Source organism: Marinibactrum halimedae, from assembly GCF_021234875.1.
Taxonomy (GTDB): domain Bacteria; phylum Pseudomonadota; class Gammaproteobacteria; order Pseudomonadales; family Cellvibrionaceae; genus Marinibactrum; species Marinibactrum halimedae.
Genome location: NZ_JAJQVM010000020.1, coordinates 21,159 through 35,356 on the forward strand (window position 1 = coordinate 21,159; position 14,198 = coordinate 35,356).

The 14,198-nt window shown below is 47.5% G+C and carries 10 protein-coding genes; 9 read left to right on the top strand and 1 reads right to left on the bottom strand.

Annotated elements, in window-relative coordinates:
- Positions 1-319: 319 nt before the first annotated feature.
- A complete protein-coding gene (locus LU351_RS12360) occupies positions 320-1,018 on the bottom strand; it encodes an NAD-dependent deacylase (RefSeq protein WP_232594389.1) in 699 nt (232 codons plus the stop codon).
- A gap of 354 nt (positions 1,019-1,372) precedes the next feature.
- Between LU351_RS12360 and flhA the strand changes: the two genes are divergently transcribed.
- From flhA to LU351_RS12405, 9 genes are all read left to right on the top strand, one after another.
- Positions 1,373-3,601, top strand: a complete 2,229-nt coding sequence (gene flhA, locus LU351_RS12365; protein ID WP_416053954.1) for a flagellar biosynthesis protein FlhA — start codon at positions 1,373-1,375, stop codon at positions 3,599-3,601.
- A gap of 115 nt (positions 3,602-3,716) precedes the next feature.
- A complete protein-coding gene (locus tag LU351_RS12370; RefSeq protein ID WP_232594390.1) occupies positions 3,717-5,867 on the top strand; it encodes a flagellar biosynthesis protein FlhF in 2,151 nt (716 codons plus the stop codon).
- Positions 5,868-5,914: 47 nt separating this feature from the next.
- Positions 5,915-6,742 carry a MinD/ParA family ATP-binding protein gene (locus LU351_RS12375; protein WP_232594391.1) on the top strand — a complete coding sequence of 276 codons (828 nt, stop codon included), beginning with the start codon at positions 5,915-5,917 and terminating at the stop codon, positions 6,740-6,742.
- 14 nt (positions 6,743-6,756) lie between these two features.
- The gene (locus LU351_RS12380) at positions 6,757-7,506 is read left to right on the top strand and encodes an RNA polymerase sigma factor FliA (protein ID WP_232594392.1); all 750 of its coding nucleotides are present in this window, start codon (positions 6,757-6,759) and stop codon (positions 7,504-7,506) included.
- A gap of 498 nt (positions 7,507-8,004) precedes the next feature.
- Complete coding sequence (cheY, locus tag LU351_RS12385; protein ID WP_232594393.1) at positions 8,005-8,388, top strand: chemotaxis response regulator CheY; 384 nt, start codon at positions 8,005-8,007, stop codon at positions 8,386-8,388.
- 21 nt (positions 8,389-8,409) lie between these two features.
- Positions 8,410-9,219 carry a protein phosphatase CheZ gene (locus LU351_RS12390; RefSeq protein ID WP_232594394.1) on the top strand — a complete coding sequence of 270 codons (810 nt, stop codon included), beginning with the start codon at positions 8,410-8,412 and terminating at the stop codon, positions 9,217-9,219.
- Between the two features lie 338 nt (positions 9,220-9,557).
- A complete protein-coding gene (locus LU351_RS12395; RefSeq protein ID WP_232594395.1) occupies positions 9,558-11,906 on the top strand; it encodes a chemotaxis protein CheA in 2,349 nt (782 codons plus the stop codon).
- 29 nt (positions 11,907-11,935) lie between these two features.
- Positions 11,936-13,291, top strand: a complete 1,356-nt coding sequence (locus tag LU351_RS12400; RefSeq protein ID WP_232594396.1) for a protein-glutamate methylesterase/protein-glutamine glutaminase — start codon at positions 11,936-11,938, stop codon at positions 13,289-13,291.
- A gap of 120 nt (positions 13,292-13,411) precedes the next feature.
- The gene (locus tag LU351_RS12405) at positions 13,412-14,152 is read left to right on the top strand and encodes a flagellar motor protein (protein ID WP_232594397.1); all 741 of its coding nucleotides are present in this window, start codon (positions 13,412-13,414) and stop codon (positions 14,150-14,152) included.
- Positions 14,153-14,198 lie beyond the last annotated feature (46 nt).

Below are 14,198 nucleotides of genomic sequence, written 5' to 3' on the forward strand. Positions count from 1 at the left end.
AGCGCAGTGTAGCAAGCCGAGGAAGGTCGGGTTGTGAGGTATTCAAAGTAAATTAGGTGAATAGGTTAGGGATTTTTGTACTTTTATTCAGACTGAGAAGAAGTCTATGTTTTATAAATGAAGTGACAGCATTTTGTGTTTAGACGTTTGTCATTCAGTATTTTTGATGTTTTTGGGGTGAGGTTTTTTGTGCCAGATAGGGTTAATGAAGCACCTTTGAAAAAAGGTGCTGGGTCAGGTTTAGCAATCCATTTTTTCTCTTTTAGTTTTCTTGCTACCTCTATTTTTATCTCTAATTGTTGAATGAGAGGCGGGTTGTTTAATTCAACCAGCCGTCACAAATCGTCGGTACCATACTGGTAGCTTTAGCTCTGAGCAGCTGATAGCCATAGGGTACTTTGTCTACCTCCAGAGTAACAATCACCTTCTCTGCTTGATATCGCGCCCGTTTCACTAAACTGGCGGCGGGTTCAACCACTAATGAAGTGCCTACTACCAGTACACGGCTTGCTTCTTGGAAATGGGCTTGCGCCTCTTCCATATAAAGAGGAATCTCCCCAAACCAGACAACATGTGGCCTTAACTGGCTATTGAGTTCGCACTTCTGACCGAGGTGAATCGGTTTGCTGCCGATATCATAGAGTAAGCTTTCTTCTATCGAGCTGCGTGCTTTGGTTAACTCGCCGTGCAAGTGAAGGACTTGGGTGGAGCCTGCTCGCTCGTGCAAGTCGTCAATATTCTGCGTGATGATGACGACTTCATATTGTTCTTCAAGGCGAGCAATGGCTTGGTGTGCGGCATTAGGCTTCGCCTGAGCAGCATCACTGCGACGTTGGTTGTAAAACCCTAAAACCAGTTCAGGGTCGTTCCACCAACCTTCGGGGGTGGCCACCAGCTCAATAGGGTAGTTCTCCCAGAGGCCGTCAGAGTCTCTGAACGTTTTCAAACCACTCTCGGCACTGATGCCTGCACCGGTGAACACAACGATTTTTTTCGGGTTGATTTCTTTTCTATTCATAATAGCTCACGCGCTTATCGTATTATTCGAGCTTAGTATTTTTAGTGTGTTTTTTATTGTTAATGGCAACGTATAAACGATACCTGACAAAAGCCTGCTGTCACCAGTACATTTTTGGGCGAAGGATTTATGAAAAGTGACGGTTTATCGATTATTTCCTCATTGCAGCACCAACAAAATCGGTGCCTGTAGAAAATTCAAAGGCAGACGGACATGGTTCTAATTACTATTTCATTCTCGTCGTTGAATACTCTATCAATTGGGAACACATCTTGCTCTAACCCTCTGTAACTCGTAAAGCGTCAAAAAATTGTGGCGCGTGTCAATCTTGTGGTTATGGAGCGTTTTTCTTTTATGCAGCTGCCAAGCTTTCCGTTGCTGAATGATATTCGTGAGGGTCGTGTCGACCGTCAACAAATGCTGGGCTCTGCCCGCAGCTTAATTAATGGCAATTTGGGCATTCCCGTTTTGTTGTTGATGCTGCTGGGTATGATGACCTTACCTTTGCCCGCGTTTTTATTGGATGTGTTTTTCTCTTTCAATATTGCCTTGTCTATCGTGGTATTGCTGGTAGGTGTATACAGTTTGCGCCCGTTGGATTTCGCTGTTTTCCCGACGATTTTGTTGATTGCCACGTTATTGCGATTGGCTTTGAACGTGGCATCTACTCGTGTGGTATTGCTGGAAGGGCATCAAGGAGGCGATGCTGCTGGTAAGGTGATTCAGGCATTTGGTGAAGTGGTCATTGGTGGTAACTACGCCGTGGGATTGGTGGTGTTTATTATCTTAATGATCATTAACTTTGTGGTTGTGACCAAAGGGGCGGGGCGAATTTCGGAAGTCAGCGCTCGATTCACCTTAGATGCCATGCCCGGTAAACAAATGGCGATTGATGCGGATTTGAATGCGGGGCTGATTAATCAAGAAGAGGCGAGGGTCCGCCGTGATGAAGTAGCCAGTGAGGCCGATTTTTACGGTGCGATGGACGGTGCCAGTAAATTTGTGCGAGGGGATGCGGTCGCCGGTATCTTAATTCTGGTGATTAATGTTATTGGTGGCCTTGGCATTGGCATGATTCAACATGACTTGGAATTTGCCGATGCGCTTCAGAAATACATTTTATTGACGATTGGTGATGGTTTGGTTGCACAGATTCCGTCGCTGCTATTGTCGACAGCCGCCGCCATTATGGTGACGCGAGTGAACAGCTCTCAGGATGTTCGCTCCCAAGTTCTGAACCAGATGTTCGACTCCCCCAAGGCATTAATGGTCTCGGCATTGATTCTTTTCATTATGGGTTCGATTCCCGGTATGCCTCATGTGGCCTTTTTGGGTTTGGCGGCGGTGTGTGGGTTTATGGCTTATCAAATCCATCGTCGCAAACAGCAATTTGAAGAAGTAACGGTGAAGCCCAGTGGTGGCCCAGGTGTTGCGCCCGGTGGGCCTGGTGGTGGTGCCCGACAAGCATTACCGCCGGGGGAAGGCGGTGGCGAAACCATTGATGCGAAACCCGAAAATAAAGAACTGAGCTGGGATGATGTAATGCCGGTGGATATGATCGGGCTGGAAGTGGGTTACCGATTGATTCCCTTGGTGAACAAAGCGCAAGGCGGTGAGTTGCTTGGTCGTATTAAAGGTATTCGTAAAAAGCTCTCTCAAGAAAAAGGTTTCCTCGTTCCCAGTGTGCACATTCGCGATAACTTGGATTTAAACCCCAATGCCTATCGGATTTTGTTGATGGGGGTCGGAGTAGGTGAAGGGGAAGTCTACTCCGATCGAGATATGGCCATTAACCCTGGCCAAGCGTTTGGAAATATTGATGGTATTGCGACAAAAGACCCTGCCTTTGGGTTAGATGCGGTATGGATTGAGCGGAGCAAAAAAGACGAAGCGCAAAGCTTAGGTTACACGGTGGTGGATTCCAGTACGGTGGTGGCCACACATCTCAATCAAATCTTGCAACAACATATCCATGAGTTAATCGGTCATGAAGAAGTCCAGAAGCTGTTGGATCAACTCGCGCAGTCGTCGCCAAAATTGGTGGGTGAGTTGGTGCCAGAAAAGCTGTCGCTGAATGTTGTTTTGAAGGTGTGTCAAAACCTCTTGAAAGAAGGAGTGGCTGTGCGGGATGTACGATCCCTTTGTGAAAGTTTGGCTGCCAGTGCTGACCAAACCAAAGATCCAGAACAGCTTACCGCCGCTGCTCGGATTGGATTGGCTCGGCATATTGTGTATGGGCTGGTGCCCGGCGACGACCCGTTGCCAGTTTTAACGTTAAATCCAGACTTGGAACAGTTGTTGCTAAAAGCTATGCAACAGGCACAAAAAACTGGCACTGATGAAGGTGCGTTTATTGAGCCGGGGATTGTAGAGGGTTTGCAGAAATCCATTCGCGAGGCGGTTTCTAAGCAGGAAATGTCGAATAAGCCAGGCGTGATATTGGTGGCAGGCCCCATTCGTCGATTAGTGAGTCGCATGACTCGTGCCGGAGGCTCGGAGGCAAGCGTCTTGGCCTATGCGGAAATCCCCGACAGTAAAACGCTTTCTGTGGATGGGTCTATTGGGGTGAATACCACCAACTAGAGAACTTTGCTTGAGGACTTTGCCAGTAACGCCACACATCATATGTCAATGATGACCGTCAAAAAACGTCTGCCGGAGCGATACGATAATACCGGTAGTGAGGAGAATGAACGCCATGCAAGTTAAACGCTTTACCGCTGCCGATATGAGGCGGGCACTCGAAATGGTACGCGAGTCGCTGGGCGATGAGGCCATCATACTCTCCAGTGGCAAAATTAAAGGAGGTGTCGAGATTTTGGCGACCTCTGAAGAGAGTCAACAGTGGATTGCGACGGAATCCGCCATTGATCCGTCTGCGCCGACTGAAAGCGTGTTTGATAAATATGAATCTGGAGGCGCATCAGAACGAATTGACGATGCGTTTTCGTCACTATCACCGCAGCCTGCATCATTGAGCGAAAAAGCCGCGAATCAATACGCGGTTCATGATCACAATCATCAAGCAGGGCATAGCCATGATCAGCCCCATGTGGTGAAGGGGAATGTGAAAAAGCGCCGTTTGCAACATGAGACGGCCGAGCGATCCAACTCATTGGCGTCATCAAGCTCATTAGCCTCATCCAAGCCTTCTCCATTGGCCATTAACGGCAAGCAAAAAGCCGAAGCGATTGCTGAGCGATTGCAGTCTCGCTCAGTTCAGCAAAAACCGGCATCAGCTCCGTCGCAGACACAATCGGTGAATAGGTCATCTCGCTATGAACAAGAGGGTGATCTGTGTGGTGTGCCAAATGACCCTGAAGCCGCAATTCGAGAGCAGGATCGTCTTCGAGAAGAGCGCTTATTAAGAGAACAGAAAGAACGTTTAGAACAGGCGCATTTAGAGCAGCAGTACTTGGAACAACAGTACCTAGAACAACAGTACTTAGAACAAGAACGCTTGAGGCAAGAAGCTCACCGTCGCGATGAACAAGAGCGGCGTCGGCAAGAGGAGGCGGCTCACCGAGAGCAAATTCAGGCATTGCAAAGCGAATTGAGCGATATGCGTGAGTTGCTTGAGTTGCAATTAACCCGCTCGGCGGATGTTTGCTTGTCTGGCCAAGCCTTATTTGCTGATCGACGTTTGCAAATGTTGGGCTTTGGTACGGATTGTCGTCGACAGATAACTCAGCCGTTAATGAATGCATTAGCGTCGAACGAACGGGCATACAGTAATCAGGAAGTGTGGTCACAAGCAGTGGCGTTGTTGTCTCGTCAAATTCCAGTCGTTTCTTGTGACTTAGTCGCGGCTGGCGGTGTATTCGCATTTATTGGCCCCACAGGCAGTGGAAAAACCACCACGATTGCCAAATTGGCAACCCGATATGCTCTTGAGCACGGCAGTGAAAGCATCGCATTAATTACAACCGATACCGCAAGATTAGGCGCACAAGACCCGCTTAAGGCTCTGGCGACGATTCTGAACATTCCGATTCGAGCGGTGAGTGATGAACAATCCTTGCCCGATGTGTTGGCCAGCCTAAGTTATTGCCGATTAATTCTGATTGATACGGCTGGCACAAATGTGGGTGGGTTAACCCCGCTGCAAGGTAAGTTGCTGACCATGCCTAACGTATCGAAACTATTGGTCATGTCGGCCACCAGTCAGCCGGGTTTACATCGTCGTGTACTGCGTTGGTGGGGTGATGTGGCGTTAAGAGGGTGTGTGCTCACCAAATTGGATGAGTGTGCCAGTCTCGGTGAGACGTTGGAAGCAGTGATGGAGTGGCGTTTGCCTGTGGCGTATTTCACGGCAGGGCAAGAGATTCCTGAAGATTTAGAAGTGGCAAAAGGCCATCGCTTAGTTGCGAGAGCGGTAGCGGCCACCAAACAGTCGGGGGTACGTTCAGCCAGCGTTGCAGCTAATCTGAAGCCTTCACGCTCTGTTAACCCTGGAGCGAAGGGGCCTTTGCCATTAAGTGAGCCGGTTGATCAAGCTTTGGCTGGAAGTGAATTACAGCAACGTCATGAGGCTAAACAGAAGGCTCTGAAGCAACAAGCGCTCAAACAACAGCTTCAAAAACAACAAGCTCAAAAACAGCAAGCTCAAAAACGACAGATTCAAGCGCAGCAAATCCAAAAACAACAATCTCAAAAACAGCAAGCCCTTAAAAAAGAGTTTGGAGAAAACGTTGGAGAGAATTTCAAGACTCGGTTGGATCAGCAGATGCGAGAAGCCTCCGTGCCGGCTTCGCTGAAAACCGACTTGGCAACACGAAAAGTACCAATGACAACGTCTAGTTCAGCGTCGATGTCAACAACACCTATACTGAATGCAGATGCGGTGTAAACCCAATAATTTTTGATTACCGCACCAGTAATGTTCGGGGAGAACACATGAGTTATTCACGCCCGGTTCAAGTGATTGCGGTCACTGGCGGCAAAGGTGGGGTGGGTAAAACCAACCTCTCAATCAACATAGGCATCGCTTTGGCAGAGATGCAGCGTCGTGTTGTATTGTTGGATGCCGATTTGGGGCTGGCCAACATTGATGTGCTATTAGGATTACGTGCGAAACATAATATTGCCGATGTACTCAATGGCGAAGTGGATTTAAAAGATATTTTATTAAACGGCCCCGGCGGTTTGAAAATTGTACCCGCTTCTTCCGGTGTACAAAGTATGACGACGTTAACCTCTCAACAGCATGGCGCGCTAATTCATGCTTTTAGTGGTTTAGATCAACATATTGATACCATGATTGTTGATACAGCCGCTGGAATTTCCGATTCGGTGATCAGTTTTGTTCGTGCGTCTACAGAAACCTTAGTCGTCGTTTGCGATGAGCCTTCTTCGATTACGGATGCGTACGCGTTGATTAAAATTCTGAACAAGGAATATCGCCAAACGCGTTTCAGAGTGATTGCCAACATGACGCGCACTCTGCAAGAGGGGCAGGGTTTATTTAATAAATTACAAACCGTATGCGATCGATTTTTAGATGTTACTTTGCAATACGTAGGGCATGTTCCGTTTGATGAAAATGTCAGAAAGGCGGTTCAAAAACAAACACCCCTGCTGAATTTTGCACCGAGGTGTCGGGCGGCTCAGGCAATTCGTTCGATTGCGCAAAAAGTGGATGAATGGCCACTGCCCAATGGCCCACAAGGGCATTTGGAATTTTTTGTGGAGCGGCTGCTGGAAACCTCAAGCGCGCGGATGTAATTGGGAGTAAACACATGGCTTTGGCAGATGGGCTGGCAATGTACGATCAAACTCAGCAGACCTCCAAAATTGAAATCAGTGACTATGCACCGTTAGTAAAACGGATTGCGCATCACATGATGATGCGTATGCCGGCGAGTGTTCAGGTCGAAGATTTAATTCAAGCCGGTATGGTAGGGTTAATTGAGGCCGCACAGAAGTTTGATGCCAGCAAAGGAGCCAGTTTTGAAACCTACGCAGGAATTCGCATTCGCGGTTCCATCGTCGATGAAATGCGCCGTGGTGATTGGGCGCCGCGTTCAGTGCATCGCAATGCTCGTCGAGTACAAGAGGCGATTTCTTCAGTAGAAGGGCGTACCGGTCGTGATGCGCAAGATGGCGAAGTGGCTAAAGAAATGGGAGTGGACATCGACGAGTACCATTCTATTCTTCTCGACAGTACCAGTACGCGGCTGTTCAGTTATGAAGAAGCAGTGGGAGAGGACGATTCGCGCTTTAGTGGTGAAGAAGTCAGTGTGTCTTATCGTAGCCCGTTAGAAGGGCTGCAGCGTGAAGGGTTAAAAAAATCGTTAGCGCAAGCCATTCAGTCGTTGCCAGAACGAGAGCAGCTGGTTTTGGCGTTGTATTATGATGAAGAGTTGAATTTAAAAGAAATTGGTCAGGTGTTGGGGGTGAGTGAATCCAGAGTCAGTCAGATTCACAGTCAAGCGGCATTGAGATTACGGGGGCGTTTAACCGACTGGCAGCGAGATGATTCCGAGTAGTCTCTCGTGGGACGCTTGCCGCCGGTAAGCTTGTTCCTGGTCACTTTGTAGTGAATAAGTTTGTAGTGAATAAGCTTGTGGTGAATAAGCTTGTGGTGAATAAGTTTGTCGTTGGTGAGTTTTCCGTTATTTGTCTTTCCATTCTTGCACCATTACGAAATAGTACAATTTTTTGTAACTCTTGCTATACAGTATTTATAAAGAAGTAAAAGCGTAATTATTTTGACGCTTTAATTTTAAACTGAATGTTTCGCGTTCAATTACAGTCAGCGTCTGGCAAAAACTACTCAATTCCTGTTGTTATTCGTTTAAACGGATAGTGACAGCTATGTCGATTGTTCGGGATAATCCCCCACCGTTGACGAATTCATGTGTGACATTCTGAAATTAATACACATTGCAGAAGAATGGTTATCCTCAAAAAACTGGATACCGATCAAACTGCTACTAGACTAAGAGTAAATCAACCCCCGGGCCAGGGGTTTTACGGAGGTTCAATTGGACAAAAATATGAAAATCCTCATCGTGGATGATTTTTCTACCATGAGGCGGATCATTAAAAACCTACTTCGCGACTTGGGCTTTACCAATACGCAAGAAGCTGATGATGGGCAGACAGCGTTGCCAATGTTAAAAAGTGGCGATTTTGATTTTCTTGTAACCGATTGGAACATGCCCGGTATGACGGGTATTGAGCTACTGAAGCAAGTGAGGGCGGATGAAAAATTGTCTTCATTGCCAGTGCTGATGGTTACAGCGGAAGCAAAGCGTGATCAGATTATTGAAGCGGCTCAGGCCGGAGTAAATGGCTATGTGGTTAAACCATTCACTGCTCAAGCTCTAAAAGAGAAAATTGAAAAAATATTTGAGCGCGTTGGATAACCATTAAACAAAGGCGTGACGATGGAATCAAATAAAACTGATCACAATGCAAACTTGTTTGTCGAAGAGCTACGTGATTGTGCAAAAATGCTGGTCGATAAACTTCAAAGTAGTGACTACGAAACGGCGTCGGAATTAATCACGACGCTGACGCAAAAACGTGACAACCATATTTATCAGAGTGTTGGCCGTCTTACCCGAGGATTGCATAACGCCATCGTCAACTTCAATGTTGAAGGAGACTTAACATCTGATCCCGCCTCAATTGAAAAATCAGAAATTAAAGACGCTTCTGATCGTTTAAATTATGTCATTTCATTAACAGAGCAAGCGGCCGATAAAACCATGGATAAGGTGGAAGCGTCGGCTCCCATTGCTATGGGGTTGGGCCAAGAGTCTCGCAGCTTGCGCGAAGAGTGGCACCGGCTAAAACGTCGAGAAATGACACCCGATGAGTTTCGCCAGTTGTATTATCGGATGGATGATTTTCTCGATCAAATGGGTACTGGTGCCGATCAACTGAACCAAAATTTGCAAGAAATTATTTTAGAACAAGGCTATCAAGATTTAACCGGCCAAGTTTTGAAAAAAGTGATTGGATTAATTTCGGATGTGGAATCTGAGTTGGTGAATCTGGTTCGAATTGCCGGTCAAGTCGAAGAAATTACAGGTTTGATCGATGATGCCGATAACTTTATCGATGCCAATGCCACACCAGAGAAAAAAGTGGTAGGGGAAGGTGAAGGGCCGCAGGTTAACGCAGACAAGCGCGATGATGTGGTGTCCAACCAAGATGACGTGGACGATTTATTGTCCAGTTTGGGTTTTTAAGCATTTTGTTCGACAGGTGTGCCAGCTCGGTGGTTTAACTTATGTATGGTTTTGTTCATACAGAGTTTGATTCCCATAGGGTTAAACTCACATGTGGTTTATGCAGTGTGGTTTGAGTAGGTGGTTCGAGTAGATAGATGCTAGTTAGTGGGAGATTAATTATTTTAATTAATCTCATTTTTCAGCCACGCTGCGTTTTATTCACACCACACTGGTTTTGATGAATGTGTATTCGAGAAAATAAATTCGAACAAGCCCATTCAAAAAAACATGCGAGACCTACACCAGGGTTGAGCACACCAGTTGGCTACAAAAACAGGCGGTTAGAGGAATTGTGAATGGGGTTCGGTGACGACGAAGAGATTCTCCAAGACTTTTTGGTCGAAGCAGGAGAAATCCTCGAACAATTATCGGAACAGCTCGTTGAGCTGGAACGCAGCCCCGACGATCGAGATTTGCTGAATGCTATCTTTCGTGGATTTCACACAGTAAAAGGTGGGGCGGGTTTTCTACAGTTAGGCCCGATGGTGGATTGTTGCCACGTTACGGAAAATTTATTTGATATTTTACGTAATGGAAAACGAGAAGTGACACCGGAGCTTATGGATGTTGTCCTTCAGGCATTGGATGCTGTGAATGTTCAATTTCAGCAAGTACAAGCTCGTGAAGAACCGTCACCCGCTGATCCTGCTTTAATTGATGCTCTCGGACGTTTAGTGGCAGGTGAGGATATTGCCACAGAGACGGCAGCGGCTGCAGAAACAGCGCCGACAGAAACGGTTATTGAAGTGGCCGCTCCATCACCTCAACCCGGTGATGATATTACGGATCAAGAGTTTGAAGAGTTGTTGGATGCTATTGCCGACGATCCTAATGCTGCTGCAGCCTCGGTTTCAACCTCTGCATCATCTTCAGCCACGCCCCCCGCTAGCCTCAGTAGTGATGACAATATTTCTGAAGACGAATTTGAATCTTTGCTGGATGAATTGCATGGCAAAGGGAAAGGTCCGGGTGTAACGGCGCCAGCACCCGGTGCGCCGTCTCAGCCCGCAAGTTCTGGTTCTGATGATATTACCGAAGATGAATTTGAAGCCTTGTTGGATCAACTTCATGGTTCGGGTAAAGGCCCTGGGGTGGTAGCACCGAAAGCCACTCCCGTGGCCAGTGCACCTGCACCCTCAGCGACTGATGCAACTGACGGTAATACGGCTTCCGGTGGTTCTGGGGATAATATTACCGAGGATGAGTTTGAAGCATTACTCGATCAGCTTCATGGAGCAGGTAAAGGCCCTGCGGGAGGGGCATCTAGTAGTACGGCTAGTAGTGCGGCTAATAGTACGCCTAGTACGCCTCTTAGTACATCCAGTTCTGATAAACCAAGCTCAAGTGCTGCCCCAGCGTCTGCCCCTCAAACACCTAAATCTTCACCCGCTCCAGCTGCAAAAGCGACACCGAAGCCTGCTGCCCCCAAAGCTAAGCCGCCTTCTGCGGCTCAACAAAAAGACGTGGCCGTCGCTGCTGAGGCTACGGTTCGGGTGGATACCCAGCGTCTTGACGACATTATGAATATGGTCGGGGAATTGGTGTTGGTGCGTAATCGTTTAGTACGCATTGGTGATGAGCGCAGTGATGAAACCTTATCCAAGGCGGTGTCAAATCTGGATGTGGTGACAGCTGATCTTCAATCGGCTGTTATGAAAACCCGTATGCAGCCGATCAAGAAAGTGTTTGGTCGTTTCCCAAGAGTGGTAAGGGATTTGGCGCGTAACCTCAAAAAAGAAATTAATTTGGAGTTGCAAGGGGAAGACACGGATCTAGATAAAAACCTAGTGGAGGCTCTGGCCGATCCGTTGGTGCATTTGGTGCGCAATTCTGTGGATCACGGTATAGAACTGCCGGATGTCCGAGAAAATGTGGGTAAGCCCCGTGTTGGTAAAGTGATTTTAGCGGCAGAGCAGGAAGGCGATCATATCCTCTTGTCCATCACCGATGACGGTGGTGGTATGGACCCTGAAAAGCTGAAAAATATTGCCATCGAAAAAGGGGTCTTGGATGAGGATGCAGCAGGCAGATTATCTGATCAAGAAGCTTTCGCCTTAATTTTTGCGCCGGGTTTTTCCACGAAGAAAGAAATTTCCGATGTGTCTGGCCGAGGCGTCGGCATGGACGTGGTCAAAACCAAAATTACGCAGCTCAATGGCACCATCGAGATTGATTCCCGTAAGGGAGAAGGCACGAAGCTGTCCATTAAAGTGCCACTTACCTTGGCCATTATGCCAACATTGATGATTATGTTGGCGGATCAAACCTTTGCATTACCGTTGGTCAATGTGGATGAGATTTTCCATATGGATCTCACCAAAACCAACACAGTGGACGGGCAAGAGTGTGTCACTATTCGTGAGCGAGCGTTGCCAATTTTCCACCTCAAGCGTTGGTTGGTGCAGGGTGCGCAGTGGGAAGAGCGGCCAAAAGAAGGTCATGTCGTGGTGGTGTCTGTGGGCACACAACGTGTGGGTTTTGTGGTAGATCAATTGATCGGTCAAGAAGAAGTCGTAATTAAGCCTTTAGGCAACACCTTGCAAGGCACACCTGGTATGGCGGGTGCGACCATCACAGGGGATGGTACGATTGCCTTGATTCTTGATGTACCCAGTTTGTTGAAGCGCTATGCTGGGTCGCTGTAGCTAACGCAGCGTGGGAGTATGAGGAATCAATGACGTTCAAAGTGTTGGTGGTGGATGACTCCCATTTTTTTCAAGAACGTTTGAAGGAAATGATCCAAGCGCACCCCAAGCTAAAAGTGGTGGCCATCGCCAGTAACGGTCGTGAGGCAGTGGAGCTTGCGGAGCAGCATCGTCCAGATTTAATTACAATGGACTATGAAATGCCAGTGATGGATGGGGTGACGGCGGTTCGGCAAATTATGGCGGCACACCCCACGCCCATTCTTATGTTTTCTTCTTTGACTTACGAAGGTGCGCGAACCACTTTAGATGCATTAGACGCTGGTGCAGTGGATTTTCTTCCTAAAAACTTTGCGGAAGTGTCACGAGATTCTGGGCAATTAAAAGCTCGGTTACATGAGCGATTATTAGCCATTGTGAATCAACGTGGAGCCGCATCGGGCTTTGGCGCCACCAACTTTTCCAGTCCATCTTCTTCATCACAATCCAGTACTCAGGTACATAGAAGTCAGGCAACCAAAAGCCAGTCTACTGGCAGTCAGGCTGTTAATAGTCAGACGGCTAACAGTCAGACGGCTAACAGTCAGACGGCTAAAAATCAGACGACTAACAGTCAGACCAGCAGGCATCTAAGCAATACCGTTACACGAAAAGAGCCTGACGATGATGCCGTGAGTCAGCCAAAGGCGAGTGCAGCGGCTCCACAAAAAAACAGTCAGGAACCACCGCGTCACGACCCTTATCTTGAGGCGGTGGGCGAGCGCTCTGCCACAGTATCGGCGCGAGCATCCCGTGAGTCGGTGCCCCGATTACGCAATCGTTTGCAATTATTGGCTATTGGGGCTTCAACAGGGGGCCCTGTGGCACTCACGGAAGTGTTAACTAAGTTACCGGCTAACTTTCCTGCGCCTATTTTACTGATTCAACATATGCCCCAGAATTTTACTCAGGCGTTTGCTGAGCGATTGGATAGGTTGTGTCAAATTCGGGTTAAACAGGCCAGTGATGGCGATAAACTCGTACCGGGCCAGGCTTTGTTGGCCCCCGGTGGACAGCAAATGATGGTGGACCCTAAAAGCCGATCGACCGTTCGAATTCTGCCCGGTGATGATCGCCTCAACTATAAACCCTGTGTGGATGTTACCTTCGCATCAGCGGCCAATGCGTTTGGGGATCGCCTAATGGCGATTATCATGACTGGAATGGGCTCGGATGGTTGCGATGGTTGCCGAATTATCAAGCAAAAAGGCGGTGTTGTTTGGTCGCAAGATAAAGACAGTTCTGTCATTTACGGTATGCCAATGGCGGTGGCCAAAGCGGGTTTAACTGATCGTGTTGTCGCGTTACGACAATTTGCGCCAGATTTGAATGACGCATGGACGTAAATCTGTACTTTTAATGTATGCAAATATTGTCATTGATTTGCCGTTTTTGAGTCGGCGCCACCATGTCAACATCATTTCACACATCTATTCATTACTATTCTCAAGCTCTTATGGGGCATTATGGATAAATTCAGTTTTATCGGCGTTATTGTGGGTTTTGCTGCCTTGTTGGGAGGAAACTTTTTAGAAGGGGGAAGTTGGCACTCGCTGGTGAATGGCCCTGCAGCATTAATTGTTATTGGTGGCACTTTGGGAGCGGCGATATTGCAAACGCCCAAAAATGGCTTAGGCAAAGCATTATCGCTGTTTACTTGGGTGTTTAATCCACCGGCTTATCAAGCCCAAACGGGCATCAAAAAAATTGTGGCTTGGGCTAATGCTGCCCGGCGCGATGGTCTATTGGGTTTGGAAAATTTGGTGGAGCGTGAAAAAGACACTTTCGCCAAAAAAGGGCTGCAATTGTTAATTGATGGTGCTGAACCAGAGTCCATTCGTCGAGTGCTGGAAAGCGACCTTTCACAAAAAGAACAGCAAGATTTATACGCTGTACAGTTTTACGAAAGCATGGGCGGGTATGCACCAACCATTGGTATTATTGGCGCGGTAATGGGGTTAATTCATGTGATGCAAAATCTGGCTGACCCGAGTGAATTAGGGCCGGGTATTGCGGTGGCATTTGTGGCCACCATTTACGGAGTGGCGCTGGCTAATCTTTTATTGTTACCGATTGCCAATAAATTAAAGCTCTGTGTTTTGTCTGAGTCGCGGTACAAAGAATTAATGATTGATGGATTACTCTTTATTGCGGATGGAGAAAACCCACGGCTAATTGAGCTTAAATTGCAGGGGTATCTGCATTAAGCCGGTAAGTTGGATTTTTTAGGGTTGATAACCTGGCATGGCCAAT

Bases quoted from the DNA above. Each gene is read 5' to 3' on its own strand.
- LU351_RS12360 (WP_232594389.1), bottom strand. From the start codon at position 1,018: ATGAATAGAAAAGAAATCAACCCGAAAAAAATCGTTGTGTTCACCGGT.
- flhA (WP_416053954.1), top strand. From the start codon at position 1,373: ATGCAGCTGCCAAGCTTTCCGTTGCTGAATGATATTCGTGAGGGTCGT.
- LU351_RS12370 (WP_232594390.1), top strand. From the start codon at position 3,717: ATGCAAGTTAAACGCTTTACCGCTGCCGATATGAGGCGGGCACTCGAA.
- LU351_RS12375 (WP_232594391.1), top strand. From the start codon at position 5,915: ATGAGTTATTCACGCCCGGTTCAAGTGATTGCGGTCACTGGCGGCAAA.
- LU351_RS12380 (WP_232594392.1), top strand. From the start codon at position 6,757: ATGGCTTTGGCAGATGGGCTGGCAATGTACGATCAAACTCAGCAGACC.
- LU351_RS12390 (WP_232594394.1), top strand. From the start codon at position 8,410: ATGGAATCAAATAAAACTGATCACAATGCAAACTTGTTTGTCGAAGAG.
- LU351_RS12395 (WP_232594395.1), top strand. From the start codon at position 9,558: ATGGGGTTCGGTGACGACGAAGAGATTCTCCAAGACTTTTTGGTCGAA.
- LU351_RS12400 (WP_232594396.1), top strand. From the start codon at position 11,936: ATGACGTTCAAAGTGTTGGTGGTGGATGACTCCCATTTTTTTCAAGAA.
- LU351_RS12405 (WP_232594397.1), top strand. From the start codon at position 13,412: ATGGATAAATTCAGTTTTATCGGCGTTATTGTGGGTTTTGCTGCCTTG.